This window comes from Erwinia rhapontici, from assembly GCF_020683125.1.
GTDB lineage: Bacteria > Pseudomonadota > Gammaproteobacteria > Enterobacterales > Enterobacteriaceae > Erwinia > Erwinia rhapontici.
In genome coordinates, this window is record NZ_CP085627.1 from 312,110 (window position 1) to 337,849 (window position 25,740).

At 55.3% G+C, this 25,740-nt stretch carries 20 protein-coding genes; 8 read left to right on the plus strand and 12 right to left on the minus strand.

The genetic code is table 11. The features are described 5' to 3' along the window. Positions 1 to 118 precede the first annotated feature (118 nt). From fhuE to ahr, 3 genes are all read right to left on the minus strand, one after another. Complete coding sequence (gene fhuE / locus LJN55_RS01335; protein WP_320443532.1) at positions 119 to 2,143, minus strand: ferric-rhodotorulic acid/ferric-coprogen receptor FhuE; 2,025 nt, start codon at positions 2,141 to 2,143, stop codon at positions 119 to 121. After that, entirely contained in the window at positions 2,140 to 2,292 is a 153-nt protein-coding gene (locus LJN55_RS23965) for a hypothetical protein (protein ID WP_320443514.1), read from the minus strand. The genes fhuE and LJN55_RS23965 overlap by 4 nt, the downstream gene beginning before the upstream one ends. A gap of 527 nt (positions 2,293 to 2,819) precedes the next feature. Then, positions 2,820 to 3,836, minus strand: coding sequence for an NADPH-dependent aldehyde reductase Ahr (ahr, locus tag LJN55_RS01340; RefSeq protein WP_133844318.1), 1,017 nt, complete (start codon positions 3,834 to 3,836; stop codon positions 2,820 to 2,822). 464 nt (positions 3,837 to 4,300) lie between these two features. Between ahr and LJN55_RS01345 the strand changes: the two genes are divergently transcribed. After that, positions 4,301 to 7,324, plus strand: a complete 3,024-nt coding sequence (locus LJN55_RS01345; RefSeq protein ID WP_159337787.1) for an autotransporter family protein — start codon at positions 4,301 to 4,303, stop codon at positions 7,322 to 7,324. 71 nt (positions 7,325 to 7,395) lie between these two features. Here the strand turns inward: LJN55_RS01345 and proP are convergent, their stop codons facing one another. Further along, positions 7,396 to 8,901, minus strand: a complete 1,506-nt coding sequence (gene proP / locus LJN55_RS01350) for a glycine betaine/L-proline transporter ProP (RefSeq protein ID WP_159337789.1) — start codon at positions 8,899 to 8,901, stop codon at positions 7,396 to 7,398. A gap of 429 nt (positions 8,902 to 9,330) precedes the next feature. On the opposite strand from proP, the gene LJN55_RS01355 reads away from it, so the two are divergent. Next, positions 9,331 to 9,855, plus strand: a complete 525-nt coding sequence (locus tag LJN55_RS01355) for a hypothetical protein (protein ID WP_133844312.1) — start codon at positions 9,331 to 9,333, stop codon at positions 9,853 to 9,855. Between the two features lie 5 nt (positions 9,856 to 9,860). Here LJN55_RS01355 and LJN55_RS01360 read toward each other — a convergent pair whose 3' ends face one another. Next, the gene (locus LJN55_RS01360) at positions 9,861 to 11,432 is read right to left on the minus strand and encodes an EAL domain-containing protein (RefSeq protein WP_133844310.1); all 1,572 of its coding nucleotides are present in this window, start codon (positions 11,430 to 11,432) and stop codon (positions 9,861 to 9,863) included. 48 nt (positions 11,433 to 11,480) lie between these two features. Here LJN55_RS01360 and LJN55_RS01365 point away from each other — a divergent pair, with 48 nt between their 5' ends. Together LJN55_RS01365 and LJN55_RS01370 are read left to right on the plus strand one after the other, a co-directional pair. Further along, a complete protein-coding gene (locus LJN55_RS01365) occupies positions 11,481 to 11,702 on the plus strand; it encodes a hypothetical protein (protein WP_159337791.1) in 222 nt (73 codons plus the stop codon). Positions 11,703 to 11,740: 38 nt separating this feature from the next. Further along, positions 11,741 to 12,070 carry a DHCW motif cupin fold protein gene (locus tag LJN55_RS01370; RefSeq protein WP_133844306.1) on the plus strand — a complete coding sequence of 110 codons (330 nt, stop codon included), beginning with the start codon at positions 11,741 to 11,743 and terminating at the stop codon, positions 12,068 to 12,070. 52 nt (positions 12,071 to 12,122) lie between these two features. Here the strand turns inward: LJN55_RS01370 and uxuA are convergent, their stop codons facing one another. Further along, positions 12,123 to 13,310, minus strand: coding sequence for a mannonate dehydratase (gene uxuA / locus LJN55_RS01375; protein ID WP_133844304.1), 1,188 nt, complete (start codon positions 13,308 to 13,310; stop codon positions 12,123 to 12,125). A gap of 62 nt (positions 13,311 to 13,372) precedes the next feature. Further along, positions 13,373 to 14,662: an MFS transporter gene (locus LJN55_RS01380; RefSeq protein WP_133844301.1), complete on the minus strand. Its 1,290-nt coding sequence runs from the start codon at positions 14,660 to 14,662 to the stop codon at positions 13,373 to 13,375. 261 nt (positions 14,663 to 14,923) lie between these two features. Here LJN55_RS01380 and LJN55_RS01385 point away from each other — a divergent pair, with 261 nt between their 5' ends. Beyond that, a complete protein-coding gene (locus LJN55_RS01385; RefSeq protein ID WP_212815782.1) occupies positions 14,924 to 15,610 on the plus strand; it encodes a FadR/GntR family transcriptional regulator in 687 nt (228 codons plus the stop codon). 63 nt (positions 15,611 to 15,673) lie between these two features. Here LJN55_RS01385 and LJN55_RS01390 read toward each other — a convergent pair whose 3' ends face one another. From LJN55_RS01390 to LJN55_RS01405, 4 genes are all read right to left on the minus strand, one after another. Continuing rightward, on the minus strand, positions 15,674 to 16,711 hold the full coding sequence (locus LJN55_RS01390; protein WP_133844297.1) for an AI-2E family transporter: 1,038 nt from the start codon (positions 16,709 to 16,711) through the stop codon (positions 15,674 to 15,676). A 346-nt stretch (positions 16,712 to 17,057) separates the two neighbouring features. Further along, the gene (locus LJN55_RS01395) at positions 17,058 to 18,713 is read right to left on the minus strand and encodes an ABC transporter permease (RefSeq protein WP_133844294.1); all 1,656 of its coding nucleotides are present in this window, start codon (positions 18,711 to 18,713) and stop codon (positions 17,058 to 17,060) included. 44 nt (positions 18,714 to 18,757) lie between these two features. After that, positions 18,758 to 19,732, minus strand: a complete 975-nt coding sequence (locus LJN55_RS01400) for an ABC transporter substrate-binding protein (protein WP_133844292.1) — start codon at positions 19,730 to 19,732, stop codon at positions 18,758 to 18,760. Next, on the minus strand, positions 19,729 to 20,433 hold the full coding sequence (locus tag LJN55_RS01405; RefSeq protein WP_227535561.1) for an ABC transporter ATP-binding protein: 705 nt from the start codon (positions 20,431 to 20,433) through the stop codon (positions 19,729 to 19,731). The genes LJN55_RS01400 and LJN55_RS01405 overlap by 4 nt, the downstream gene beginning before the upstream one ends. A 151-nt stretch (positions 20,434 to 20,584) precedes the next feature. Between LJN55_RS01405 and LJN55_RS01410 the strand changes: the two genes are divergently transcribed. After that, the gene (locus LJN55_RS01410) at positions 20,585 to 21,793 is read left to right on the plus strand and encodes an MFS transporter (RefSeq protein WP_227535562.1); all 1,209 of its coding nucleotides are present in this window, start codon (positions 20,585 to 20,587) and stop codon (positions 21,791 to 21,793) included. 119 nt (positions 21,794 to 21,912) lie between these two features. On the opposite strand, the gene LJN55_RS01415 is transcribed toward LJN55_RS01410, so the two are convergent. Next, positions 21,913 to 22,728 (minus strand): TIM barrel protein, encoded by an 816-nt coding sequence (locus LJN55_RS01415; RefSeq protein WP_133844285.1) that lies wholly within the window; start codon positions 22,726 to 22,728, stop codon positions 21,913 to 21,915. Between the two features lie 573 nt (positions 22,729 to 23,301). Here LJN55_RS01415 and LJN55_RS01420 point away from each other — a divergent pair. Together LJN55_RS01420 and iolB are read left to right on the plus strand one after the other, a co-directional pair. After that, a complete protein-coding gene (locus tag LJN55_RS01420; protein ID WP_133844282.1) occupies positions 23,302 to 24,807 on the plus strand; it encodes a CoA-acylating methylmalonate-semialdehyde dehydrogenase in 1,506 nt (501 codons plus the stop codon). A gap of 47 nt (positions 24,808 to 24,854) precedes the next feature. Next, positions 24,855 to 25,676 (plus strand): 5-deoxy-glucuronate isomerase, encoded by an 822-nt coding sequence (iolB, locus tag LJN55_RS01425; RefSeq protein ID WP_133844279.1) that lies wholly within the window; start codon positions 24,855 to 24,857, stop codon positions 25,674 to 25,676. Positions 25,677 to 25,740: the final 64 nt, after the last annotated feature.

A 25,740-nucleotide genomic window follows, 5' to 3' on the forward strand; every position in this document is an offset into this window, starting at 1 on the left:
CCGATCGATGGTGCAGTGTAATCGGAAAAAAAGTCACGCGTTGGTATTTTTATCAGGGCGGGGTAACAATGCCAGCCGCGATAGCAGGCTGGCATTGTAGAGAAGGGAATTTATCTCATTAAAACGAGTAGTTAGCCGATACTGTGAAGTTACGCGGTGCGCCATAAACCACGTAAGTTCCCATATAATCGTAATACTCTTTATCGAACAGATTGTTAATGTTTGCCTGCACGGAAACCTGCTTCGTCACCTGGTAGCGGCTGAACAGATTTACCAGCGTCACAGGGGACTGATCGATGTAGTCACTCCCTGCCGGGCCGCCTGCAACAGTGGCCCAGGTTTTATTCTGCCAGTTCACGCCACCACCGACGGTGAGGTCCTGCAACATCGGCAGACGATAGCGGGTAAACAGCTTGGCGGTGGTGCGTGGCACTTCCGGCATCACGGCGGTGCCGTCACGCTGTTCTGCGATGTAGCGCGATGCACCGAAGGTCATCTGCCAGTTATCAGTCAACGCACCGTTTATTTCAAACTCAACGCCACGGCTGACGGCATCAACGGATTCATACGCATATTCCGTTGAGGTACCGATAGGGAGGTAAGTACTGATGCCCAGGTTGTTTTGCTCGGTACGGAACAGTGACAGCGTGGCGGTCAGACGGCTGTTATTCCAGTCGCCTTTCAGGCCCGTTTCGTAGTTTTTTCCGGTCACTGCGCCAAGGTATTGCGCATCCGCGTTGCGGTAGGTCTGTGGCTGGAAGATTGAGGTATAGCTGGCGTAAGCCGAGTACGTATCATTAATGTCATACGTCAGACCGGCATATGGCGCGACCTTGCTGGTGGTTTTGTTACCGCTGGTGCCATTGCCACGCCACTCGGTATAACGCGCACCGACCAGCAGTGACAGCGGATCGGTCAGCGAGAAGCGCGCTGCGGTGTAAGCCGATTTCTGGCGAATGGTGTCGTCTTTCTCTACGGTCCATGGCCCCCAGTTACCTTCGTCAACATTGCCGTCCCAGTTATTATAATTACCGAAATTGATGGCCGACATATCAGAGAAGGTATTGAAGAACAGGCTTTCCTGTTTGCTATAGCTACCGCCGACCATCAGCTGGTGGGTACGACCCAGTAATTCAAACGGGCCATTGGCATACAGGTCAACGCCATCAACTTTACGTGAACCTTTGTTCCAGCCATTCACGCCCGCCACACCCTGGCCCGTAATTTTATCCGGGTAGCCGTAGGGATACATCAGTCGCGTATCAAAGGTGGTTTTCGCATGCGAGCCATTCACCTGCGCCTGCCAGCCGTTATCAAATTTCTGCGTCAGCGTGGCGAAGACTTTATTGGACTCTTTATCGCTGTAAGTCCAGTCGGATGCGGTGTTAAAGCTACGATCAAAATCGGTGCGGCTACCATCACTATTGAAGGTTGGAAGACCGCCCCAGCTTGGATCATTGGTATGGCTCTGCTGATAATCCCAGCCGAAGGAGAGCGTGGTGGAATCAGTCAGGTCCGCATCCATCACCAGGGTGAGGAATTTTTTGCGCGCGTTATAGCGATCGATCCATTTGTCGTTATCCTGATAACCGCCGATAGCGCGGCCACGAACGGTGCCCGATTCATTCAGCGGCGTGCTGATATCACCGGTATAGCGCTGTTTGTCCCAGCTGCCGGTTTCTGCAGAGAAGTTACCGGTCAGCACGTTACTGTCGGCGTGTTTGCGCACCATATTCACTGAAGCAGACGGGTTGCCGGAGCCAGTGCTCAGGCTGTTAGCACCACGAATGACTTCGATGCGATCATAGATAGCGGTATCAGCGGCGGTATCACCCAGGTCCCATTGATTGTCGACAACGGTCGGGATGCCGTCAGTCAGGTAGTTATTAATCATGAAGCCGCGTGAATAATAATTTGAACGATCTGAGTCAATATTGGAGGCGGAAACGCCGACGGTATTGTTCAGTACCTCGCCAACGGTTTGTAACCCCTGATCCTGCATGCGCTGCTTACTGACGATAGAAACAGACTGCGGGATATCACGCAGTGTCAGCGGCATCTTAGTACCCGCTGACGTCACCGGAACGCTGTAGTCGGTGACGTCCTGCTGTGCAGTCGCATTAACATTCGCTTCAACGGTCAGTGTGTCAGTGTGTCAGTTTTGGCGTTGTCGGCGGCAAAGGCAGGCTGCAATGCCGACATTACCAACAGTGCGGCAACAGACGGGGTGAAAATACGTGATGCAGATAATGGCGCTGAGTGAGGCTGCTTACGGGATTCAGAGCGAGACATTGGCACGATCATTCCTGGAATAAGTTGCTGATGTTGAGTCAATACCTGCACCGGGCACGAAAATATCTACCGGTTATCCCTAGGCGGTATTGGCACGCTGACTTATCCATGATTTGACGGTGAGGTCCACTGGCACTGCAATCAGACAAGATTCTGCCTGTAATGGGAAAGCAAATGAGAACTATAATTATTTGAATATAGGATGTAAATAAATATTGCATGAAGGGTGAACTAAAACGGGAACAAGGAGTCTGCCGATGAAACGGGTCGGGCATGCCCGACCCCTACAATGGATGATGCCGGGGACCTCGCAGGGGGCATGCTGACCCCTGGAATGGATGATGCCGGGGATCTCGCAGGGGCATGCTGGCCCCTGGAATGGATGATGCCGGGGATCTCGTAGGGGGCATGCTGGCCCCTGGAATGGATGATGCCGGGGATCTCGCAGGGGCATGCTGGCCCCTGGAATGGATGATGCCGGGGATCTCGTAGGGGCGGGGCATGCCCCGCCCGTTACGATCAACGGCTTAAAAATCCGCTTTCAATACCACGCGGAAATTGGCTTTTCCGGCGCGCACATGGTCCAGCGCATCGTTAATTTTCGACATCGGGAAATACTCGACGTGCGGCGCGATATCGCGACGTGACGCCAGCTTCAGCAGCGAACGCAGCTGGCCCGGCGATCCGGTAGACGAACCGGTCACTGCTTTGTCGCCCATGATCAAATCAAATGCGCCCACCTGGAACGGCTTCATCACGGCACCCACGGTGTGGAATTTGCCTTTCGGTGCCAGGGCATCGAAGTACGGTTTCCAGTCAAGGTCAACGGCAACGGTGCTGAGGATCAGGTCGAAACGGCCCGCCTGTGACTTCAACGCTTCCGGGTCACGGCTGTTGATCACTTCATCGGCACCCAGATCCAGGATGGACTGCTTTTTATCCGGTGTGGAGCTGAATGCGACCACTTCAGCGCCCATCGCCCGCAGAATCTTAATCGCGATATGGCCAAGACCGCCAATGCCGATGACGCCGACGCGGCTGGTGGCGGTAATGTTGCTCATCAGCAGTGGTTTAAACACGGTGATCCCCCCACACAGCAGTGGGCCTGCGGTCGCCGCATCCAGGCTTTCTGGTAATGGGATCACCCACTGCCAGTCTGCACGCAGCTTCTCGGCGAAACCGCCGTTATTCAGAATTGTCGGGATGGTTCCCTGTTCGCAGTTCACCTGCTCACCGTTAATGCAGGCATCGCAGTGCTGACAGCTTTTCGCCGTCCAGCCAATGCCCACGCGCTGACCCACAGACAGTCCTTTGTTTTTTGCCGCATCCCCGAGCGCGGAGACACGTCCGATCACTTCATGACCGCCGATAGTCGGGTACTGAGAGATGCCCCATTCGTTATCGATCATCGACAAATCGGAATGGCAGACGCCACAGTATTCCACCTCGACTTCCACTTCCTCTGCACTCAGCGCGCCTGCGTCGAACTCATACAGCTCCAGAGCCTGTCCTGCTTTCATTGCTGCGTAGCTTTTAATTTTCACTTAATACCTCAGATTCAGTTTACGGTCAGGGCGAAGTGTAGCGCTATGAGGGCAGAAAGTTGGATTTTTGCCGCACAAACTGCCCATCTGCGCCGATGAATGGGGATAATTTAGCCATTCCCTCCTGATTGAAGGGTGAAAAGTGTACGCCAGTTTTGCCGCAAAAAGTGCGATATCCCTCTTACATGGTTCACTGTAATTCACTATTACCTTAGAGAAATCCTAATTCTGAAAAAATATCTTTCAGATAATCTGAGTGGCTACAGCCTGTTTTTATTTTATTGTTTTTTATTTTTATTAGTGAGGCTTAAGCGTTTTTTTTCATTTTTTATTTCGAAGAATAAAGTACTTTCCTATTGTTAATTTATGAGTTAAACCCAATGGGGAATATGATGTTGTGACGTTTAAATGGACTGTTTTGTATTTATTGATGAGTTAAGTAATAAAGGGATTTTATGCGAAAAATGAATAAGCGATTTACCTGCAATATCGTGACGCTACTATTGTTTCCTCTGAGTGCTGCGGCAACATCACCATGGGAAGTTAACGATGGTCAGAAACTTCAGGTCAGTCAGGGAAATATGACCACGGGCAATAATCAGCCTGCGCTATCTGCCAGTGGTGAAAACAGCCACCTGGTGACGGACCCGAACCTCAACTTTATCACTTCCGGCTCTGGCTCTTACGGTGTACGGGTCGTTCAGGGGGCGCAGGCTGACATCAATAAAGCCTCCATATCTACCCAGGGAAGCTATGGCAACGGTGCCAATGTTGTTCAGGGTACGCTCAACATGGATGGAACCAATATTCATGTTACCGGGATAAATGCTTATGGTATTTCGGCCACCGGAAATTCAACGCTGAATCTCAGTAATACCCATATTACACTGGGGAACAGAATGAATGAGGGCATCGATATTGCGGGCGGAACGCTTAATGGTAATGGCCTGATATTAACGGCAAATAGCCCCACCGTGTTGAATATGATAGAAATTTCTCAACAGGCTCAGGCAACGCTAAAAGATTCCCAAATTATTCTCAATGGCCTGAGCTCCAGTTTTGGTATTCATGTTAATAACGCAACGCTGAATGCATCCGGTCTGATTATTAATGCGAGTAATCTGGGCCAGGGGATTCTGGTAGAAAAGAGCAACCAGGCCGGTTCTGCATTGACCCTGAATGACAGCAGTATCAGCACGACGGGGAGAACGGCCACCGCGATATCGACGCTAGGACAAAGTGTTCTCAATAACGTGAATATCAACACCACCGGTGATTTTGCCCATGGTGTGAGCCTGGAATATGCCGGTTCGGCGCAGGTTAACGGAGGTCATATCGAGACATCGGGTTCTGATGCTTACGGCATCTGGACAACAACCAAAGATTCCTTGCTGCAGGTGAAGGATACGGTGTTCAGCATTTCAGGTGAGAACGGTATAGCGGTGGCAGCACAGGGCGGTAAAGCATCACTCGACAATATTCAGGCCACGATCACCGGTGAGAGAGGTCGCGGTATTGTCACGGAAAGTCAGTTGGATGCAAAAAATATCAATGTGCTCACAACGGGGAACAACAGTACCGGTGTGCAGTCCAGCGGCGCAAAAGGTGATATGACGATAAGCAACTCATCGATTACCGCCACCGGAACGGGGGGTTCGGGGATGGCCGCAGCGCTCGGTGCGAAAATCAACGCCGACGGTATCAACATGACCATGAAAGGCGAAAAGAACATTGGGCTATGGTTGAGAAAGGGAACGCTCAACGTGGCGAACAGTACTATCGTCACGGCGGATGGCCCCGGATTATATACAGATGGTAACGCCCTCAGCGAGGCTGCCCTCGACAATACTCAGCTAGAGAGTGGCGGCTTCAGTGCGTTTCAAATACTGGGCAGTGCGCTGAATCTGAATCTGAGCAACGGGACGGTCGCCACCGGAGGCAATGGCAATGTGCTTGAGGCTCTGACCCTGAAAGACGCTCAGGGTGCAGATGCCCGCAACAGCCAGGTGAATCTGATGGCAGATAACGCCACCCTGAATGGCAACGTGATATCAGATTCTGTGCGTAATCAGGTCAACCTCAATCTGCAAAACGGTTCGACTCTGACCGGCATGATGAAAAATGTCAGCAGTACCCTACTGGATTCGACCAGCACCTGGAATATGACCGGGGATTCCGATCTGAATACGCTCCAGCTGGATGGCAAGGTTCTGTTTGATGGTCAGGATTTCCATACGCTGACCGTGAACAATAACCTGAGCGGCAGCGGCTATATTGGTATTCATACCCGGCTGGATGGCGACGATTCACCGAGCGATCGATTGAATGTGAAGGGCGATGCTACAGGCCATTTTACGGTAGATATCACCAATCAGGGGGGGAAAGGGGCTGAGACACACATGGGTATTCCGGTCATTAACGTGGCGGGGGAAACGAAAGATGTCACCTTTACACAATCACAACCCTTACTGGCCGGGAACTATGAGTACTTCCTCAACCCGGTCAACAGCCATGAATGGTACTTACAGTCCAGCTATAAGCCCGTGGTCGACCCCAATGCACCCGCTCCCGAGGCACCCTATCGTCCAGAGACCAGTGGTTACCTGATTGGGCCTTATCTCAATGCGGCTTATGCTTACACGGCGGCCGGAACCTACCATCAGCGTCTTGGTGCCCGTCAGGAGGGCGAGGCCGCCTGGGGCCGCATCTATGGGCGGCATGATATCTACGGAGCAGGCCAGTTTGGGTATGACAGCACCACCGCCTTTATGCAGCTGGGGGGGGATCTGTGGCGGGGGAGTGTAACGCCTGACATTCAGGCGCGTTCAGGCGTGATGGTGACCCTCGGTGATATCCACAGCAGTGCACGTGACTATGCTCGTAGCCAGCGTAGTGGCTTGTCGGTCAATACCGGTAAAATTAATACCACGGCATACAGCCTTGGGGGGTATTTCACGGCTGATAATGAGGAGGGGGCGTATCTGGATACCGTGGGTCAGGTCACCTGGTATCGTAACCACTACAAAAGTATCAACAACACCGGGCAAGGCAGCTACAGTACTCTGCTGTCGGCTGAAACGGGCGTTCCTTTTACCGTCAGCGGCGAGTTTAAGCTGGAACCTCAGCTGCAACTGATGGGGCAGTATCTGCACAATGGTGAAATCCGTGCGGGTGGTGCCAAAGTCGATCGCAGCCATGACGTCATGGGGCAGGCGCGTGGTGGGGTGAGGCTGTTTTATGATGCGCAGGATGTCCAGCCCTGGGTGCAGGTTGATACGGTGCAGCGGATGGGGAAAATTCCCAGTATCGCGATGAATCAGGAGAGTCTCTCACCGGATATTCACTCCGGCTGGTGGCAACTGGGGACGGGGATTCGCGGTCAGGTTAATCCGGCTCTCAGCCTGTACGCCGATGTGACCTACCAGCACAGCTATGGGCAGGGTGTGGAAGGCTACGGCGGGAATATAGGGATGAAATACCAGTTCTGAGTGCGTCAGGCTTGCCCGATAAAAAAGGGCCGACCGGACAGACCGGTCAGCCCTCATCATCAGAATCAGAACTACTCGTTAATACGCGGATGCTGATCAATCAGGCGGGAGCGTTTGGCTTCCAGCTCGCTAATCTGCTCACTAATATCTTCGATTTTCTGCTCAATGTTATCGTGATGCTCCTGCAGGATCTCTTTCGCTTCAGCCATATCTGAAGCGGCAGGGGTGGCGCCACGCAGCGGCATATTGGCGGTTTCCTTCATCATAATCCCGGTCACCAGGCCAATCACTGCCACGACCATCAGGTAGTAAGCTGGCATGTAAAGATTATTGGTGGTTTCTACCAGCCAGGCCACGGCGGTTGGCGTCAGACCCGCTACCAGTACGGAGATGTTAAAGGCACTGGCCAGCGCACTGTAACGGATATGGGTCGGGAACATGGCCGGCAGGGAAGAGGCCATCACGCCAGTGAAGCTGTTCAGGATCACCGCGAGGATCAGCAGGCCGGCAAAAATCAGCCCCATCACGCCGCTGTTAATCAGCATAAAGCACGGCACCGCCATCACCAGCAGCGCGATGCTACCAATAATCACAAACGGACGACGGCCAAACTTGTCGCTCATCAGACCCATAACGGGCTGCACAAACAGCATACCCAGCATAATGGCGATGATAATCATCACGCCATGATCCTCCGAGTAGTGCAGGTTATGCGACAGGTAGCTCGGCATGTAAGTCAGCAGCATGTAGTACGTGACGTTGGTAGCAATCACCAGGCCAATACAGGCCAGCAGGCTTTTCCAGTGCTTAGTGGCGATCTCTTTAAACGAGACTTTCGGGCCATCGGCCAGGCCTTCACGGTCGCCCTGTTCCAGCTTATCTACGTGCTGCTGGAACGCTGGCGTCTCTTCCAGCGCGTGGCGCAGGTAAAGCCCGATGATGCCTAACGGCAGAGCAACGAAGAACGGAATACGCCAGCCCCACTCAAGGAAGTTTGCTTCGCCGATAATGGCTGAAATCAGCACCACCAGTCCCGCACCCAGAACGAACCCGGCGATAGAACCGAAGTCCAGCCAGCTACCCATAAAGCCGCGCTTACGGTCAGGAGAGTACTCAGCAACGAAGATCGATGCGCCGGTATACTCACCCCCGACCGAGAAGCCCTGTGCCATTTTACACAGCAGCAGCAGGATCGGCGCCCAGATACCAATTGAGGCATAGGAGGGAATTAAGCCGATACAGAAGGTACTGATCGACATAATGATGATGGTGATAGACAGGATTTTCTGGCGTCCGTACTTATCCCCCAGAGCGCCAAAGAACAAGCCACCTAATGGACGGATTAAGAAAGGAACGGAGAAGGTTGCTAAAGCGGCAATCATTTGTGTGCCGGGATCGGCGCCTGGGAAGAAAACTTGCCCCAGTGCATAGGCAACAAAGCCATAAACACCGAAATCGAACCACTCCATGGCATTGCCTAATGAGGCGGCGGTGATCGCCTTGCGTAATCTGGTATCGTCAATGATGGTAACGTCTTTTAACCCAATCGGCTTGACACGCTTCCTACGTAGCTTCATATAGAGCACCCTGTAATTTTCTGTTTTTCCTGGATAAATATCTCGCCGCTGTGGTCAGACCCGTGGTGTGATTGACCGCTCACGGGAGAAAACCAACTGCAAAATGCGCCATCGTCAGGCATTGGTATGAGCCAATACGGTACGGCAGCGCACTCTGCCAGCTATACAGTATATAGGCTCTTCGCAAGCTGACATAATTTCAGTAAGAAACCTCTTATCTGAGATGGCAAAAATCGGCGTTTCCACAGCGGTTCATTCTGCGAATTAGCACTGTGCTGGAGAATTAAATGTGAGGTGTCAGTCATCTGTAGATTAATAAGTTAAGCTTATCATTGGCTTGGTGGGAATAATCTTAAAAAATTCCTCTTTCTGCTCTTGATCGGCTGTCATCTATCAGTAATACTCGTCGCCGCCTTTTAGGGGGACGATGTGAGTCAGACCAAAAACAATAATTTCCAAAACCACTGGCTGATTATGTTGGACAGTGTTGAAGAAAATCTAAAGTATTATTGCCGTACTCACGTCTTATCCGATGGCGTTGCCAGCGTGAACGGTGGCAAAACAGCGCAGACTAATGAGTGGCTTCACTGCGCCTCAAGCGTGGAAAATGTGCTGCAAACGCTGTCGCTGAACAGTGAAAATCTGGGTGAACAGGTCAAGGCACTGCGGGGAGAAGGGCTGGTATCCGGCCGGGCGTATCGTCTGATCCTGCGTTTCCAGTCTTTAAGCGCGTTACTGGCTGAACGGACGGCCTCGGTGCAGGCCCGCGAACGGCATGCGGAATACCGCCAGCTGGCTGACCAGATTATGCCAACGCTGGCGCGCATTAATAAACGTGTGGCTGCCCGCCGCCAGATGCTGGATGCCTGCGGCGAGGGGGGGCAATTCGTGGCGTGCCCGGCGGACGATACCATAGACGTCGCGCTGCGCGCGGCGCAAAAGCGTCGTATTTAATCGACTCAGGGCTTGCTGCCATTGATATCGCGCTGCGCAATCCACTGCATCAGTTCCTCATTGCCCATCGGACGGGCATAGTAATAACCCTGAATGTACTCAACGCCGCGATTTTTCAGATATTCCAGCTGCATGTTACTTTCCACACCTTCTGCCACCACCTTCATCGCCAGCTTCTGCGCCAGCAGGATAATGGCATCCAGCACCGGCGTTTCGCCCTCAATCGATTCAATGGCGTTGACGAACCCCTTATCGATTTTCAGATAGTCGATCGGGAACGTTTGCAGATAGGTCAGTGAACAGTGCCCGGTACCGAAATCGTCGATAGCCACCTTCATCCCCTCACGACGCAGCTCCGACAGTTTTTTCCCGACCTCAATACCATCACGGATCAGGCTGCGTTCCGTCAGTTCCAGCGTAATGCAGGCGTTCAGATGGGCAATTTCGCGAGAGAAATGGCGCATATCGCTCACAAAGTCGGGGTGTTGCAGGTGTTCGGCAGCGAGGTTGATGCCCAGATTAAAACCGGGTGGAACCTGCCAGTCGGCACAGTCTTTGGCTACCAGCGTCAGCAGATGGCGGGTCAGCGGGATGATCATTCCTTCGTCTTCCGCGGCCGCGATAAAGATATCCGGGCGCACCCAGCTTCCGTCGGGGCGCTGCCAGCGCAGCAGCGATTCAGCCCCGGATAACTGCCCGGTCAGTTGGTTATAAACTGGCTGGTAATTCACCGTGAACTCATCATGGACAATGCCCCGGTGGATTTCGTCACGGAAGGAAGCCTTACGATTCAACCATTTATTGGTGATGACGACAAACAGCAGTGAAAGAATGATCGCCATCGGCAAGAAGGTGAACATTATCTGCCGCCAGCTTTGCAGTGCTTCAGCACGGGGGGCGGTGATGTTGATGGTAATCGGGTAACGGCTGGACTGGCTGGTATAGCTACTGGTGCCCAGAACACCCTGATAGATATACAAGGGTTTACCGCTGGAAATGCGGTAGCCACCGCCAAACTGCATGGTGATATGGTAGCCACGCTTAAGGCCGACGGCAGTCATAAAGTCGATCAGGTACTGACCATCAATGACAGCATAGGTGCCAAAGGTGGGGTCGGTTTCACGTATAAACACCACCGCAGGCCGATCTTTCACACCAAAGGTTCCCGCAACGGACCATGACCATGACGGCGCGCTTCCGACCGGGAGCGCGCCTCGTACCATTGTTTCCAGGGTTCCCCGGGTGGTGCCAAAAGCGGAGGAGCAATAGATTTCGTTACCGCGGGTGAGACCTACGGAACGGAAGTAGGGGTAGAGCGTGCCGAACTGCTGGAGCTGCAGACGAATATCCGAGCACTCACGGGGACGGAACTGCTGCAAGAGGTCGGTCATCTTCCACGCAAGATCGCTGACATTATCGGCCTGAGCAAGTAGCATAGAGGCCGTGAGTGTTTGCTGGTGGATCACCGTTTTACGGGCTTCAATAAAGGCAAAAATAAGACAGAGTACCAGTGGCAACAGCCCGGTAAGAGTCAGCCAGATATACTTTTTCTTCTTCGGCTTTGCGAGAGCTTGCAAGCGGTTCCCCTGTTAGCTGCCTGAATGGATCGCAGCGGCGGTAGATGATTGAAAAATGCCTTTTACTACCCGGTGGTTATCGGCGCACCGGGGCAATCACTAAATAAGTCCTTTTTGCTTGCGCTTATGCCTGATGTGACAGGCACACTGTGCATCAGCGTTATTATTATGCAAAAAGCGGTTGAATTCACCATCACTCATACTGAAATCTTTACCACTTCTCTTTCTTTTCCACCCGAACGGCTGGGCTTGCGGCGCGTATCCTTCTGACGTAGTTTATTTTTTTCACTACTCACGGAAGCCTGATAATGAAGATGAACGATATCCCTTTTGGCACCACGGACTGGTCAACGCTGACAGCAACGGAACATCCGGGAGAAACCGGTACGGCCTGGTGGCGGACTCAGCAGTTTGGTGAGGTTCGGGTGAGAAGGGTGGATTATACCGCCGGGTATCTGGCGGATCACTGGTGCAGCAAGGGGCATATTCTGCTGTGTCTGTCCGGTGAGCTACACACTGAGCTGGATGATGGCCGCGTGTTTACCCTGACGGCGGGGATGAGCTATCAGGTGGCGGATAACGCGGAAGCGCACCGTTCGTGGACCGACAGCGGTGCGCAGCTGTTTATTGTTGACTGATTTGTCTGCTTCACACGGCAGGTGCCTTGTTTGCACCTGCCTGAGATCGATATTATTCCGCGTTGAAGAAAATCTGTTTTAACGCTAACTCTACGCCGCGGATCTCCGCCAGCCCCTTCAGACGACCAATCGCGGAATAACCCGGATTGGTTTTTTTATGCAGATCATCCAGCATCTGGTGTCCGTGGTCCGGGCGCAGCGGAATGGCGCGCTGGTTGCCCGCATGGCGGCGCTTCTGCTCCTCGGCCAGAATCACCTTAATCACGCCGACCATATCAACATCTCCCGCCAGGTGGGCGGCTTCGTGGAAGCTGTTCGGGTTCGCTTCGCGCTTCGTAGAACGCAGATGGGCAAAGTGAATTCGGTCGGCAAAGGTTTCCGCCATTTTTACCAGGTCGTTGTCGGCGCGTACGCCGTAAGAGCCGGTACAGAAGGTGAAACCGTTATGTACGCTGTCGACGGTCTCTTTCAGCCACTGCATATCGTCGATAGTGGACACAATGCGCGGCAGGCCGAGTATCGGACGCGGTGGATCGTCCGGGTGTACCGCCAGCACAATTCCGGCTTCTTTCGCCACCGGCACGATGGCACGCAAAAATTCGGCCATATGTTCACGCAACTGCGCTTTGTCGATGCCATCGTATTGGGATAACTGCGCCTGGAACTGTTCCAGCGTGTAACCCTCTTCTGCGCCCGGCAGCCCGGCGATAATGTTGCGCGTCAGGGTATCGATCGCTTCCTGGCTCATGGCGGCAAAACAGGCGGCGGCTTCGCGCTGTTCTTGCGCGTCATAATCCTGCTGCGCACCGGGGCGTTGCAGGATATGCAGCTCAAAGGCGGCAAAGGCAATATGGTCAAAGCGCAACGCTTTTGCCCCGTCCGGTAACGTCCAGCCGAGATCGGTACGCGTCCAGTCCAGCACCGGCATAAAGTTGTAGCACACGGTGTCGATGCCGCAGGCACCGAGATTGCGCAGTGATTGCTGATAGTTGGCGATGTACTTTTTGTAGTCGCCGCGCTGGGTTTTAATCGACTCGTGGATCGGCACACTTTCCACCACCGACCAGACTAACCCTTTCTCTGCCAGCAGAGCCTGACGAGCTTTGATCTCTTCCACCGGCCACACCTCGCCGTTAGCGATATGGTGCAGAGCGGTCACGATGCCCGTCGCACCCGCCTGGCGAGCATCATCCAGCGAAACCGGATCGTTAGGGCCGTACCAGCGCCATGTATGTTCCATACGTTCTCCTTTCGGGGCTATCTGCCTGCGATAACGCCCCTGATGTTGAATGATTTAGCTAATTAATCCGCAATCGGATCTTTCACGATAAAGAAATAAGCCAGTGCGCCTGCGAAGGTCACGCAGGAGCAGATCACCAGCGCCATATTGAACGAACCGGTGGTATCGACTACCCAGCCGGTGACAATCGGGGCGAATGAGGCACAGATAAAGCTACCGAAGTTTTGAATACTGCTGACCGAGGCCACCATGCGTGACGGTGCCATGACCTGTACCAGCCCCCAGGCGGACGTCCCGGCAAAATGCACAAAGAACAGCGCCAGACTGATAAAACCGACGGCCATGGCGGTTGAGGTGGATTGCACCACTAACAGGGTACAGGCAGCGGAACAGACCAGGCCCAGGCAGATGAGCGCCTTGCGGGTTTTCGCCAGCGCATAGCCACGGCGTGCCAGACGGTCAGCAACGGTGCCATTCACCAGCATCCCTATCGAACCAAACAGAAAGGGAATGGCGGCGACCCAGCCAGTGCTGGTCAGGCTCAGACCGCGCTCGGCCTGTAAATAACCCGGCAGCCACGAGAGATACAGCCAGCCGGTGTAGTTCACGCCGCTGAAGCCGAGGATCATTCCCCATACGGTGCGCTTCTTAAACAACGCGCCCCACTCTTTCAGCGATACGCGGGTTTTCTGTGACGGCATGGAGCCTTGATCGAGGTACTGCTGCTCCTCCGGCGTCAGGGCAAAACGGTCGCGGTTGCGATACCAGGCATACCAGCAGAGAGCAATCGCCACCCCGGCCACACCGATAATCACAAACATCATGCGCCAGCCGAAGGCCAGCATCAGCGCCACGAGGATCGGCGGGGCGAACGCCTGACCAAAGGTAGTGGAGGAGTTAAAGATCCCCATCGGCAGGCCACGTTCACGAGCATTAAACCAGTCGTTGACGACTTTAACGCCGCTCGGCATAAACGGCGCTTCGCCTATCCCCAGACCAATACGCAGCATAATGAAGTGGCTGAAACTGTTGACTGCACCAGCCATCGCCTGCATCACCGACCAGAACAGCAGGCCGCCGCCCAGCACGATACGCGGGCCGAAGCGGTCCAGCAGCAGGCCGCTGGGCAACTGGGAAATACCGTAAGAGAGAGAAAATGCCGAGAGCAGCACGCCAAACTCGGTGGCCGACAGGCCAAGATCGTTGCGGATCGCGGCATTAGCGATCGATAACGATCCGCGATCGAGGAAGTTAATGATCCCGGCGAGGAACAGCAGCGTCAGCGAAACGGTCTGTATCCGTTTGAGGCGGCTGGATTTTTGTAAGGGTGATTCAAAGGCTGAAACCGTCATCGGTGTTCCTTGTACGGCTCAACGGCCGTTTTCTTATCAGAAAGTCACAGGTTACATTGTCTGGCCCAGTGGTCAGGCCGCTGGACCAGAGCATAAATGCGAAGGGCCTGTGGGTTCCGTGATCGCGATCGCAGCATGAGCATTTTTCCCAATACGGGATCAGGTGGTGATGCCGGATACACCGTAGGGGCGAGGCATGCCTCGCCCGGCTGTGGGGCCTTGTGATAAGCTCTGCCATCATCTTTGCCGCCTGGAACGGGTATGGAATTACCAACACTGAAAGTCGAACGCCTTTACCGGCAGATTTCTAACCTGCTGATTGGCTGCATTAAAAAGGGACAGTTTCCCGCCGGTGCCATTTTGCCGCCGGAGCGTGAGTTAGCGAAGCAGCTGGGCGTCAGTCGTTCGTCGATTCGTGAGGCCCTGATTGCTCTGGAGATTACCGGCTGGGTGGAAATTCGCACCGGCAATGGCGTTTACGTGATGAATCCGCTGCCGCAAAGCGAAGATACACTGGTTGAAGAGGAGTTCAGCCTGAAGGCGCTGATCCAGGCTCGTCAAGTCTATGAAGCGATGACGGCTGAACTGGCGGCGCGCAACGGCAGTGACGATCAGCGTGCCGAATTGCAGGAGATCACCCAGGACCTCATCCAGTTACACGTTAATGATGAGAAATTCCTGCGGGAAGATAAGCGTTTCCATTTGCTGATCGCCGAGATGACCGGGAATGAAGTGCTGCGCGATATGATGGAATATCTGTGGAACAAACGTAAAAGCTCGCGCTTTGTGCGTCTGGAGAGCCACTACGCGGAGAGCGATTTCCCGCGTGAGATGAACCAGGATCATGAAGACATTGCCCGGGCCATCATCGCCCGGGATGCCGTTCAGGCACGGGCCTGCATGGAACGCCATTTACAGCATGTGTATGACCGATTGTTTATCGAATAACACGGATTGGCATATCGGCCAGTAGGGTTTTTGTAGGGGTCGGGCATGCCCGACCCGTGAGGATTAAATTGATTTGCGCCCATTCCCCAACAGGATCGCCAGCTTGCCGCCGCCGGGGGTGGTTTCCATCAGAATTTTACAGACGCTGGTCAGTGGGACAGAGAGTAGCATTCCCACCGGGCCGAGCAGCCAGCCCCAGAATATCAGCGACAAGAACACCACCAGACTCGACAGCCCCAGCCCGCGTCCCATCACTCTGGGTTCCAGCAGATTGCCCAGCAGCATATGAATGGCGATAAACAGTGCCGCGACCAGCCCGGCTTCCAGCGGCGTGTTCAGCAACAGCGCCTGCAACACGGGGGGAATACCGGCAATCACGGGCCCGATATTCGGCACAAAGTTCAGCACGAAAGCGACCACACCCCACAGCAGCGCGAACTTCACCCCCAGGGCCAGCAGCGCCAGCCAGACCAGCACACCCGTTGCCAGACTGATCAGCGTTTTCAGTGCCAGATAGTGGGTGACCCCCTTCAGCGCCTTATGCATGCCGGCAATACGGATCTGCGGATTGACCAGCGCGTAACGTAGCTTGTACGGCAGATGATGAACCTCAAACAGCATAAAAATCACCGTCATCATCACCAGAACGATCTGCGCCATTGCCCCGGAAAACTGCCCCAGCATGGTGGTGGCGACATCCATCACTGCATTCGGGTCCAGCCGCTGTGCCAGCGACTCAGGGGAAATCATGATATGAAAACGGGCGGCAACGTGTTGCACCAGGGCCAGTTTTTGCTCCGCCTGCGCCTGAAGCTGTGGGTAGACTTCGCCAAACTCCTGCAATGACCCGGCAATCATGGCGATCAGCAGCGCCAGCCCAATCAGCACCACCACCACGACCAGGCTGATAGCAACACCACGGCGCATTTTTCGCCGCATCAGCCAGCTCACCAGCGGGTTCAGCACGATGGCGAAAAACAGCGCCATCAGGAACGGCACCACGATCTCTGCCGACAGCTTGATGCCGCCCAGAATTACCACCAGCGTAGCCAGTTTTAGCAAAATATTTTGCCCGATCTTCTCCTGCGGCAATGACTTCATTGCGTCTCCGTTTTGACAATATGCGCAGCAAGTGTAGCGGCTCTGGCGCGACAGCCATTCACTTTAGGAATGGTCGTGTTTTTCCGTTGGCAACGGGCGAGGCATGCCTCGCCCCTACGGCAATGAAGTTTTGTCGGGGTCGGGCACGCGGGTGTTTTGTAGGGGGCGGGCACGCCCGACCCGGTGACAATGGAAAGGTATGCAGGTGTTGGGTCGGGGTCGGGCACGCGGGTGTTTTGTAGGGGTCGGGCACGCCCGACCCGGTGACAATGGAAAGGTATGCAGGTGTTGGGTCGGGGTCGGGCACGTGGATGTTTCGTAGGGGTCGGGCACGCCCGACCCGGATTTATCCGCGCTCGCGTCGTTGCAGGATCGCCAACGCAGTGAGCATCAACGCCAGCCCGGTGCCCATCGCAATGCTGGCCATCGCCATTCCCTGACCCACGGAACCCTGCTCGAACTGACGCCAGATAAAGACCGATACCGTTTGGGTGCCCGCCGGGGCCAGCAGCAGCGACGTCACCAGCTCGCGCGAGGCGATGGCAAACACCATCAGCATTGCGGCCAGCAGGCTGGGGAACACCAGCGGCAGCACGATATGGCGCAATGCTGCCCAGGCGCTGGCGCCGTGCACACGCGCTGCCGGCTCCAGGTTGCTGCCCAGTTGTTTGAGCGCGCTGCTGACATAGCGCACCGGCCAGGGCAGCAGCAGGCAACAGTAGGAGAGCAACAGGATCGGCCAGCTGTTATAGGGTGTCAGCGGCCAGAACGGCTGATTCCATAGCAGGATCAGCCCAACGCCGACCACCACGCCCGGCAGCGCGGCCGGGAGCAGAGACAACGCATCGATCAGCGCAGCACCGCGAATACGCCGTACCACCACCAGCCAGGCCGCCAGAAACCCTAACAACCCGGTGATCACTGCCGCGCCGAGCGCCAGGCCGAGGCTGGTGGAGAGCGCCGTCAGGGCATCACCCTGTAGCGCAAACAGCGCCGCGAAATGGCGTAGCGTCAGATTGCTGAGATGCATCCCGCCGGATAGCGTGGAAAGCAGTGACGTCAGCAGCATGGAGCTCATCGGGAGCACCACCATCAGTAACGCCATCAGGCAAAACAGCAGCAGCACCGGTGCGCGCCAGGCACCGAGCGAAATGCCGCTGTTCTGCGCGGGCTTGCCGTTAATACTGGTGACATCTTTGTTGCCGACCAGCTTCTTCTGCAAAGCGAACGCCGCCAGCGCCACCATCACCAGCAGCATGGAGAGCAGCGACGATCCCGGCAGGTCGATCGGCCAGTCTGCCAGGCGCTCCTCAATACCAACGGTCAACATCACAACCCCCGCACGTGAACCGAGCGCGGCGGGAACGCCATACTCCTCAATCGCCAGAGTAAAGGCCAGCAGGATGCCGGCGGCCAGCGCAGGCAGCAGCATGGGTAGGGTAATGTGCCAGAAAGCCCGCCATGCGCTGGCGCCATGTACCCGTGCCACGATGGCCAGCTGCTGTCCGCTCGCCAGCAGACTGCGCGATACGGCAAAGTAGACCACCGGGAAAATATTCAGCGTCATCACCAGCGTAATGCCGCCCTGACTGAACAGTAGATCGTTGAGATCGAGACCGATCGCCTGATACAGATAGCCGTTATGTTGCAGCGCCAGCATCCAGCTGAGGGCAGAAATATAGGGTGGAGTCAGGAACGGGATCAGCAGCAGCAGATCCCAGATACGCGCCAGCGGCAAATGAAACAGCCCGCGCAGCGTGCCGAGAGGAATGCCGACCAGCGCACTGAGCAACGCTACGCTCAGGCCGGTTTTCAGCGTACCGCTGAGTAGCGCGGGCAACTGCGGATCGGCCAGCAGCGTCGGGATCGGGGTAAAGGCACCGGCCAGCGATCCCTGTGCCAGCGCGGGAAACAGCGCCTGTAGCAGAATAAACAACAGCGGCAGGGCGACCAGAATAAGCAGCAGCGCCACGGTCAGCAGCGGAAGTAAACGAGAGGTCATTGTGGGTTCCTGCGGGGCGACGCAGAGGCGCCGCCCGGGGAGAATTAAGGATGGCTGAACAGTGTGCCAAAGCGTTGCAGAACGGAGCCACGGTCGGCGTTACCGCCGCTTTGGGCTGGCAGAATGTTCAGGTCACTGAGCAGTGGGCGTTTTGCGCCGACGTCAGAACGTGCGGGCATTAACCAGGCATCGGCCACTTTCTGTTGCCCCTCTTCCGACAGCACATAGTCGATAAAGGCTTTGGCATCCGCCGCGTGCTGCGTACTTTTCAGGATCATCATCGGACGTGGTGCCACCACCGTACCGCTGGCCGGGAAGATCACTTTGATCGCTTCACCCTCCTGAATGCTGTTATAGGAAACGTAATCCACTGCGCCAAAGACGGCGGCTTTTGCGCCCTGTAACACCGGGGTCAGCGCCTGAGCGTTAGGCCCGGCAATCACCATCCCGTTCATCTTCAACTGACTGAACAGCTGCCAGGCCCGGTCGCCCATGCTGTTTTGCAGGCCGATAAGCAGGTCAAGCGAGGCACCGGAGAGCGAGGGATCGGGGGTGGTTACGCGGTCTTTAAAGGCTGCACTGGTCAGGTCGTTCCACTCTTTCGGCTCCGGGGTGCCGCTTTTGGTATTCCAGACAATCCCCAGCGCTGAAATGCCCTGTGCCACATACGCATCGGTTTTGAACGCGGCGGGCACCTTTTCGGCATTCGGGCTTTGATAGGGCAGCAGCCATTCACGCTTCTCAAGCTCTTCGGCCGTATCCCAGGAGGCGGAGATCAGGATGTCGGCCTGAGGATTCGCCTGTTCGGCCTCCAGTCGTGCCATGACCTTGCCGGTGGTGGCCTGGAAAATATTGACCTTCACGCCGCTCTGTTTCTCAAAGCCCGCCGCGAGGCTTTTCGCCAGCGATCCCGGCCCGGCGGTGTAAACCGTCAGCGCCTGTGCGTCATTCATTATCATGCCGGAAGATAACAGCATCGCGAAAAGTGCTCCTTTTTTCATCGAGTTTAACAAGGTCATGCGAGTTCCCCAGAGAGTGACGTAACGGTTTGAAGTGCAGAAACGGACCCGGCAGACAGCCAGACGATACGGTCAGCCAGCATTTCGGCTTCGCTGCGATCGTGGGTGACATACACGGCGGTCGTACCGAGCTGGCGCAACAGACTGGCCATCTCGCGACACAGAGATTCACGTAAATCGCGATCAAGATTGGAGAGCGGTTCATCGAACAGCAGAATCTTCGGTTCCGCGATAATCGCCCGCGCCAGCGCTACGCGCTGCTGCTGCCCCCCGGAGAGATCGGCGGGTTTACGCCCGACGAAATCCGCCAGACCAACGCGTTGCAGGGCGGCCATCACCCGCTCGTCGCGTTCGCGCGCAGCCACCCGGCGCATCAGCAGGGGAAAGGCAACGTTCTGCGCCACGCTCATATGCGGCCACAGGGCGTAATCCTGAAAAACCATACCGATATCGCGTTGTTCAGGGGGCAGGCAGTGGCCCGGGCTGGCAATCAGGCGTTCGCCAAATTGCAGCGTGCCCTGCTGCGGTTGCAGCAATCCAGCCAGCAGTTTCAGAAGGGTACTTTTGCCGCAGCCGGAGGGGCCAAGCAGGGCGACAATGCTACCCGCCTCGATATGAAGATCGAGATGGTTGAGCACCGTCTGCGTGCCGAAGGCATAGTGGATGCCTTCCAGCGTGACGGAAGTGGGGGAACAGGTCATCTTGTTATCCTCTTTGGGACTTTGTGCGGGGAAGTATAGGGAGGCTGTATGACGGATTTATGGCGGAAGAAAGACGCCAGCGCTAGCTACCGGTTCTGCTATTTCGCGTATAGTGGCATTTCATCCATTTTTCCCTGCGAGCAGGATTTTCATGTCTGAGCAGCCCGTCGGAGCCATATCGCTAAGTGGCTTTCGCTTAAATCTGCGTATTTTCTCCGTAGTGATGTTCAATTTCGCCAGCTATATGACCATCGGTTTACCTCTGGCTGTGCTGCCTGGCTATGTCCACGATGTGATGGGCTACAGCGCCTTCTGGGCGGGGCTGGTGATCAGCCTGCAATACTTCACCACGCTGTTGAGTCGTCCCCATGCCGGGCGCTATGCCGACCTGTGGGGCCCGAAAAAAGTGGTGATTGTTGGCCTGTGCGGCTGCTTTATCAGCGGGATTTGCTACCTGCTGGCGGCGTTGAACAGTGGGCTGCCGTTGCTGAGCCTGCTGCTGCTGTGTGCAGGCCGGCTGATACTTGGCGTTGGACAGAGCTTTGCCGGGACCGGCTCAACCTTGTGGGGGGTTGGGGTGGTGGGATCGCTGCATATTGGCCGGGTGATCTCCTGGAACGGGATTTTCACCTACGGGGCGATGGCGATTGGCGCACCGCTTGGTGTGGCTATTTATCACTGGGGCGGCCTGATGCTGCTGGCAGGGATTATCACGGCGATTGCGCTGGTGGGTATTCTTCTGGCGTTACCACGAGCCCCGGTGAAAAGCAGTAAAGGCAAGCCACTGCCATTCCGCGCGGTGCTCGGCCGCATCTGGAGTTTTGGCCTGCTGCTGGCAATGGGATCGGTGGGTTTTGGCGTTATTGCGACCTTTATCACGCTGTTTTATCAGGATAAAGGCTGGGATGGCGCGGCCTTTGCGCTGACGCTGTTCAGCGTGGCCTTTGTGTGTACCCGGCTGCTGTTTCCCAATGCCATTGCCCGCCACGGCGGTTTGAATGTGGCGCTGGTCTGTTTTGCGGTGGAAGCCATCGGCCTGTTTATGGTCTGGGGGGCGTGGGACCCGTGGCTGGCTCGTGTCGGTGCGTTGCTGACCGGAGCCGGGTTCTCACTGGTGTTCCCGGCGATTGGCGTGGTGGCGGTAAAAGTGGTGCCGCCACAAAATCAGGGCAGTGCGCTGGCAACCTATACGGCGTTTATGGATCTGGCGCTGGGCATTACCGGACCGCTGGCAGGCCTGGTGATGAGCTACGCGGGTGTGCCGATTATCTATCTGCTGAGTGGGCTGCTGGTTTGTCTGGCGATGGTGGCCACGTTGCGGCTGAAAAAAGCGACCCCCGAAGGGGTCGTTGTCAAATGACACAGATAAGATGAAGATATTTGCCGCCTGTCGGGTCGGGCATGCCCGACCCCTACGACAGCGTGGGATCCCGTAGGGCCGAGGCATGCCTCGCCCGCTGTCAATGCGGCTCCCGTTGATTAATTCTGCAACAATGCAATGCTCTGGCGGATCTCACGTTCGATATCCGCCGCACTCCAGTTATCCATTACTGAAGCAAATGGCTCGAAGGCGTAAACACCTGTGTAGCCCCGTTCTTCAAGGCGCTGCACCTGCCAGACGCTTTTCAGCAGGTCATCCTCACTCAGCATCAGACGCTCTTCATCAGTCAGCTCGTTCACCGGGCGGCCATCGATGACACCAGACAGATGCACCAGGCCAATCTGGTTCACATCAATGCCGTTGGCAAAGTCCTGCTCAGCGCCTTCATACAGATGGTGGTGGAAGGTATCCAGCACCATTTTGAACGGCACCCCCGCCTGTTGAATCAACTGCTGTGCCTGGCCTGCGGAGCGCAGTGAACTCACCGGGAAGCCCAGTGGCTCAACCAGGCCTTCCACGCCGTAGCGCGCAAACAACGGGGCCAGCGTGCTCAGTGCCTTCTGCGTGTCTTCGGCTGAAATTTTTGTGCCGTCATTAAGTGGGCACATGACCAGCGCTTTCGCCCCAATGCCCTGTGCGTCTTTCAGCAGACTTTCGGCACGGGCCAGCAGGTCATCACTGATCTGGTTAAACGGATACAGTGCGTTGATGGTGACAATGTCCAGGCCATACTTTTCTGCCAGATCGCGAACCTGCTGGTGGCTCAGGTTGTCTGTGACGCTGCCGCCTTTCATATCGTTACGCAGTTCAACTTTATGCAGGCCCAGCTTTTGCACTAGTTGGAAAAATGCCTCGATGCTGAGGGCAGGTGCAATTTTACGGTTAATACAAAAACGGGTTGGATCGATAGCCATCGTGTGGCTCCTGTTGAGTAGGGTAGGAAGGTAAAAAGTTCATCCCTGTCATGCGTTCAAGCGGCATGGCAAGGGTTGCCTTTCTGCCACCCGACACGTCAGGGCGTACCGCCAGCCATTTTTGTTAACGCCGAGGCTGGTCGGTGGTCATGCACAGGCCATAAGAGAACATTTATTTCATATATAGTGAATAATGAAATTTAAATTTTTAGATCCGTCTCGCAAAATTTCACTCAACACCGGATAAAACCAGCATAAATACAGAGTAATCCTGGCGTTTTAGTGGGGCCAAACGTGGCGTTATGTGACCGTTGTCCTGAAACGACTGCTCCGCGCACCGCCTGAGCTGAGGGCTTTTTTTACCCGTGTCCATTCCCGGGGTGAAATGGCCGGGGCTCTACCCCTGAAAAATGCGATCCAGGCCGCTAAAAACGAATTTTCTAAAGTGAAATATTTGAAAAATTTATTTCAATATTATACTGTCTCAACACGAATCAAAGTTTTGCCCGGCAAGGCAGCGGTATGACGTCAGACTGCCTGCGAGGGAAACTCATACTTCAAAGAGGCCAGCACATGACTATCGTAGGAAACTTTATTGGCGGTAAAACGTCTTTCAGCGCCAGCAACGAAACCATTCCGATTTACGATCCGGCAACCGGTAAGCCGGTGCGCGAACTGACGCAGAGCACCAGTGATGAAGTCGCCAATGCGATTGCCGTTGCACACGAAGCATTCGATAGCTGGTCACGTACTTCTCCACTGCGCCGCGCCCGTATTCTGTTTAACTTTAAAGCACTGATGGAAGAGCATCGTGATGAGCTGGCCGAGTTGATCGTCAGTGAGCACGGTAAAGTCTGGTCAGATGCGCTGGGTGAACTGACCCGTGGTCTGGAAGTGGTGGAGTTTGCCTGCGGTATCCCGCACCTGATCAAAGGTGAGAACTCTGCTGATGTTGGTACTGGCGTTGACAGTTACTCGCTGATGCAGCCACTGGGCGTTGTGGCCGGTATCACCCCGTTCAACTTCCCGGCGATGGTGCCACTGTGGATGTTCCCGATTGCGCTGGCTTGCGGTAATACCTTCGTGCTGAAGCCACCGGCACTTGACCCGTCAGCGTCCGTACGTATGGCTGAACTGCTGACCGAAGCCGGCCTGCCGGATGGCGTGTTCAACGTGATCCACAGCTCGAACGAAAATGCTGAGCAGTTGTACAAAGATCCACGCGTTCAGGCGGTGAGCTTCGTCGGTTCATCCGGTGTGGCCGAGCACATCTACACCACCGCCAGCGCCCACGGTAAACGTGTGCAGGCCTTCGGCGCAGCGAAAAACCACGCTATCGTGATGCCGGATGCCGATCTGGATGCGACGGTCAATGCCATCATGGGCGGCGCGTTCGGCTCCGCCGGTGAACGTTGCATGGCACTGCCGGTTGTGGTTGCTGTGGGCGACGACACCGCAGACAAACTGATTGCTGCACTGACTCCGCTGGTGAAAGCCCTGCGCGTTGGCCCTGGCATTCACAAAGGCAAAGACGAAAACGAAATGGGGCCGGTTGTTTCTGCTGCGCACCAGAAGAAAGTGCTGGGCTACATCGACAAAGGTGAAGCAGAAGGCGCGAAACTGGTGGTTGATGGTCGTGGTATTCAGGTGGAAGGCAATCCTGATGGCTACTACGTTGGCGGTACGCTGTTCGATAACGTCACCACGGATATGGTGATCTGGCGTGAAGAGATCTTCGGACCCGTACTGAGCATCGTGCGTGCGCCTGACTACAAAACGGCACTTGACCTGGTGAACAGCCACGAATTCGGTAACGGCAGCGCCATCTTCACCAGCAATGGTCATACCGGTCGCGACTTCGTACGTGAAGTGCAGGCGGGCATGGTTGGCGTTAACGTACCGGTTCCGGTACCCATGGCCTTCCACAGCTTCGGCGGCTGGAAACGCTCCGTGTTTGGGGCACTGAATGTGCACGGGCCGGACGGTGTGCGCTTCTACACCCGCATGAAAACGGCCACCGTACGCTGGCCGAGCGGTCAGAAAACCGTATCTGAGTTCAGCATGCCTACGCTGGGATAATTAAATATGGGCGAGGTGCGCCTCGCCCCTGTGAACAGAGAGGCTGTATGTCATTGCTATCCAAAGTAAAACAGCCGGATGCGCAGGGCCGTATCCAGCACGTCACCCCGGAAAGCGCTGGCTGGCGCTATGTTGGTTTTGATGCATATCAGTTGAAGAAGGGCCAGACGCTGACGCTTGAGAGCGGCAGCAAAGAGCTGTGCCTGGTGCTGGTTGCAGGGCTTGCCTCCGTGAAAACCCGTCAGGCTGAGTTCCCGAACATCGGCAAACGTATGTCACCGTTTGAACGCACTCCCCCTTACTCTGTGTATGTTCCGCACAACGAACAGGTTGTCGTGGTGGCAGAGTCTGACCTTGAGCTGGCGGTGTGCAGTGCACCGGCGACGGAAGGCAAACTGCCTGCACGTCTGATCGCGCCTGAAGATGTCGGTGTTGAGCAGCGTGGTAAAGGGAATAACAAACGCCTGGTACACAACATTCTGCCTGACGATAAGCCAGCGGACAGCTTGCTGGTGGTGGAAGTGTATACCGACGAAGGGAATACCAGTTCGTACCCAAGCCATAAACACGATCAGGAAGATTCACCTGATGAAACCTACCTGGAAGAAACGTATTACCATCGTTTCAACCCGGATCGCGGTTTCGCGATGCAGCGTGTTTATACCGACGACCGTTCGCTGGATGTCTGTATGGCGCCTTACAATCAGGATGTGGTTACCGTTCCGCGTGGTTATCATCCGATGTCGACCGTTGCAGGTTATGACAACTATTACCTGAACGTGATGGCCGGGCCGGTGCGTCTGTGGAAATTTACCTGGGAGAAAGATCATGCCTGGGTGAACAGCGATGAGTATCCCCGCAAAGGATAATCCCGCATGGACGATCGTTGCGGGGTCAGGCATGCCTGCCCCCTACGAAACCGTCATTGACGTA